The organism is Acidiphilium sp. (assembly GCF_049977125.1).
Taxonomy (GTDB): domain Bacteria; phylum Pseudomonadota; class Alphaproteobacteria; order Acetobacterales; family Acetobacteraceae; genus Acidiphilium.
The window spans coordinates 1-3,704 of sequence record NZ_JBMFGY010000225.1 but is presented as its reverse complement, the minus strand read 5'-3'; the positions used below and the strand labels follow the sequence as shown (position 1 = coordinate 3,704).

4 protein-coding genes are annotated in these 3,704 nt (G+C 64.0%); all 4 read right to left on the bottom strand.

Annotated features, from left to right (window positions below; all coding sequences use genetic code 11):
* Window positions 1-146: 146 nt before the first annotated feature.
* Complete coding sequence (locus ACP5E6_RS17125) at window positions 147-680, bottom strand: hypothetical protein (protein ID WP_427956218.1); 534 nt, start codon at window positions 678-680, stop codon at window positions 147-149.
* Between the two features lie 15 nt (window positions 681-695).
* Window positions 696-2,135 (bottom strand): hypothetical protein, encoded by a 1,440-nt coding sequence (locus ACP5E6_RS17120; RefSeq protein ID WP_427956216.1) that lies wholly within the window; start codon window positions 2,133-2,135, stop codon window positions 696-698.
* Between the two features lie 54 nt (window positions 2,136-2,189).
* Window positions 2,190-3,422, bottom strand: a complete 1,233-nt coding sequence (locus tag ACP5E6_RS17115; RefSeq protein WP_427956213.1) for a hypothetical protein — start codon at window positions 3,420-3,422, stop codon at window positions 2,190-2,192.
* A gap of 1 nt (window position 3,423) precedes the next feature.
* The coding region (locus tag ACP5E6_RS17110; RefSeq protein ID WP_427956211.1) for a DotH/IcmK family type IV secretion protein at window positions 3,424-3,704 on the bottom strand (281 nt) is incomplete at its 5' end.

The following is a 3,704-nucleotide window of genomic DNA, read 5'->3' as shown; positions in this document are numbered from 1 at the left end:
GACAATTCCCGGCTTCAGGAGAGCGAACTGCATCGCAAGTGGAGCGGACATAATGCGCGTTACACGCAGTTGTGATTTGGGCGTCGGATTGAACGCCAAGGGCACGCGAGAGGCAGAGCGGCGCCGGATGCGCCCGCTCCCGCATGTCAGGAAAAATTGCTCATGATCCATTGGGTCACCGTGATGATGTTGATCAGCCCGAGACCAAAGATCGTCTGGATCACAGGACCGGAGTAGCCGCCGCGCCGCTCGCCTTTGCCGATCGCGTAGACCTTGTTGCCTGCGAGAAAGACCATCAGCGCGCCGAACGGGATGAAAAAGCCCACGAACATCTGGACCAGGTTGAGCACGGTCTCCTCGGGCGTCGCCCCCAGAACAGTGGTCGCGGTCGATGTCGTATAGGAGGTGATCTGAGAGGCGATCCCGAACCTGACCGTCCCGCCGAAACTCGCTTCCGCCTTGTTGAGGATGCGATCGAAGGACAGGAAACAGCTCGCGATCCCCAGCGCGAAGAACGGCAGATACTTGTGTCCCGCCCAATACGAGCCTGGCTTGGCCGACTGCCACAACCCATAGCCACCGAGGATGAACAAGCAACTACCGATAATGTAGCAGAGCGCGGGCAGGATGATCGTGATCGCATTGCCGATCGCATCCGCCAGATTGAGAAACCCCTGCACCGCTGCCTTCCCTGCCTAACGGATGACGCCATGGGTCGTGTCGACCACCCAGGTCGTGCCATCCTGGGTCACCGCCAGCACGCGACCAACGCCCGGGACAACGTCTCCGACCGAAACCTCTTCGGTGCGGCCATCGCGGGAAATGATCGCAACGCCGGGTGACGACGCGACGATCTTATAGCTCGATGCTGAAATCTTCCCGACCGGAACCGTGCTGTGCGACTGGAAAATATGTGGATGGATCGCAGCGCGCGGGGCTTGCGCCGGTTGCACGGCCAGCGCCAGCGCACTCTTGGCCTGATCGAGGTTGAGCGTGCGACTGAACGTATCGAGACGTCGTGTGGTCGTTGCCTGCAAAGTTGCCACCTGGTGCGCCAACGCCTCGTTCTCATCCCGTAACTGGGCCACCAGAACGCCGAGTTGGGAGACCAGCGAGAGCACCGGGATCTCGGATTTTGGGGTCAAAGGCCCGGCCACGAGGTGAGTTGCCGTCTGCACCGGATGGGCAATGGTTGCCAGGGTCGCGGTACCTGCGGTCGATACTGCTGCCGTCGCTGTCGTTTTGATGCCGGGGGTCACATGGGTCGTACCCGCAGGTGGCGCGCGATCGGCGGGTGCGATCGTCGTATGGGCCGGAGCGATCGGCGTAGCGATCGGATGAAGCAACGCATTGACCGTGGGCGCGGGAGGCTCCGCAGGATGGACCGCCGCAACAATCGGTTCCGGGTGCGGTGTCATCGATTTGGCGGTGATTGCCGGAACAGCGGCCGAGGTGGAGCCGGATGTGACGGTTGAAGCATCCGAAACCTTGCCGGTCACCACCCGATGATCTGTCGTGGGTTTCGCCGCGTGCTCCAGCACAGGGACAGAAACCGGTTTATTCCCCGGGAAAGGAACAACGACGGTTTCCCCCAGCCGGGACCTTGCCGCCGTATGACCGACCGGGGCGAGGGACTGTTTCGCGGTCGCCGGAATCGCGCCCGGCTTCAGATCGACCAGGGCATTGAGGGTGGATGCCGGCAAACCCGCAGGGTGACCGGAGGGATGGGATACCAGGGTCGCGTCTTTCGCCTTGGCTGGCATGTCACCGGCCGGCTTCGCGGGTCCCATCGTCCTGCTTGACGTGTTCACATGGCTCGCATCCCGCTGAACCGGCGGGGGAGACAGTTTCGGGACGGTGGGATTGTCGGAGATCGAGGACGCGGTCGCCGTGCGAGACTGAGGGGATGGTTCGACGCCGGGCACCGGGTGACCGAACACATGGGCGATCAGCGGTTCTACCACCGGCTCGATCCGGTGACGGAGGATGACGCCGGCAGCCGCACCAATGACGACCAGGGCTGTCGTTGCGAACAGAATAGTGTCGCGTTTGCGCGCACGCCGCGGCATGGCGGGTTCGGTGGCAGAAGCGATCGGGGTGCGCGGGAGTGGCGCGTCAGAGGTTGCGTCAGACATGGCGGGGCCTTTCGGAAAAACGGGGCAATAAGGGTTGATCAGCGAGGTGGCGGATCACGGCGTGTTGGCTTTCAGGGGCGAGAGAAACAGCACGCCGACATCGGTTCCCGCAGCCAGTTTGACCGTGGGACCTTTCGGTGCGGTCTGTTCGATGACGTTGCCGAGCGTACCGGCGGCATTGCCGAGACCGGCCGCAACCGCCTGCCCCGTGTTGACGTGCGAGAACACGGTCAGCCCGCCCAGGGGCGAGGTCTGTTCCACCGAGCCGCTCTGACCGAGCGATCCACCCAGCGCTTCGACGAAGGCTGCCGCAGCCGGCAGCACGATCCGATCGACGTAGTGTTCGTTTACCGACGTCGCGACCGCCGTACGCATCGTATCGGGCGTCACCACGAGCGCGTTGATCGACGCCTGCTCGCCGTCCTTCAGGGTGATCGAGGTCAGCTTGACCACCAGCCGATCGCCTTCGCGACTGAACGACCCGAGCATGTCGTCGCCCGCGATGGGTCCGGACAGCGCCTGCACCTCGACCGGACTGTCGGCCTGATCGGAGGATACCGCCAGTTTCGTGACGCCGTAGACGCCATGACCAGCCGGGATCAGCACCGGCGCGCGGTCACGCGGGCGGCCGAAGGGGACCTTTCCGGACACGGCGGCAGGATCGGCCTGCGTAGCCGTGACCGGCAGTGGGGCCGGGTCCTTCGCCGCGACCGGTTTGATGATCACACTGGTCTGCGGTCCGGGTCCGGGCATCTGGCCCATCAGCATCCTGATCTGGTTCGCATAGGCCTGATACCGCGCCTGATCATAGGAGCTCACCGAACTGGGCGTCGGCTGCGTTGCCGTGGGATCCGCACCGGCCGCAGGATGTGTCGGCTGCGTCGAGGGGGGAGTGACAATCGGACGCGGGGGCACTTTCTGATCGACCGGGACGATCGCAGGAGCCGCCGTCTGTGGAACTTGCCGCGGGTGATTGGCGAGGGCGTTGCCAAAAGGCCCGGCGTAGCTCCCGCCCGTGGTGACCGCTTTCCTGGCATCCAGCGCATCCTGAGCCGCCATCAATTGCTGATCATAGGTCGAGGTCGATTTGTTGCGCGTCCCGCCGGCATGATCGAGTTTGGGCATGTATCCGACGACACTGGCCGGGGGTTTGGGTTTGGGTTTGACCACCGCGTAGGCACTGATCGCGGTGACGCCCAGCACGCCGGCCCCGATCATCAGCTTGCGCTTGCCGACGGCCGACACACCGGTCCGAAGCTTCTCGAGGATGGGAAAGTTTGCGGCCATATCAGTCGTCCTTGAAAGAAACGGAGAAAGTCCGACCATCGCCGCCCGACATCAGAACCACCGGCGTATTCGGCAGGGCATAGATACCCACGCCATCAGGCCCGTATTCCGAGCCATCCCATTCCGGGGAAAGGATCTTGTCGCGCGTGCGGATGTAGATCTGGCCGCGATACCGCCACGCGCGGATCGCTTCCGGCGATGCGCCGATCACGCCAAGTGGCACCGCATCCGCCGGCGGCACCCCGTTCAGCATGGCGGTCAGCGCGGGAGCACCGGTTTCCG

What these genes read in the sequence shown, in the direction of transcription:
- ACP5E6_RS17115 (WP_427956213.1), bottom strand. Translation starts at nt 3,422, where the DNA reads ATGGCCGCAAACTTTCCCATCCTCGAGAAGCTTCGGACCGGTGTGTCG.
- ACP5E6_RS17120 (WP_427956216.1), bottom strand. Translation starts at nt 2,135, where the DNA reads ATGTCTGACGCAACCTCTGACGCGCCACTCCCGCGCACCCCGATCGCT.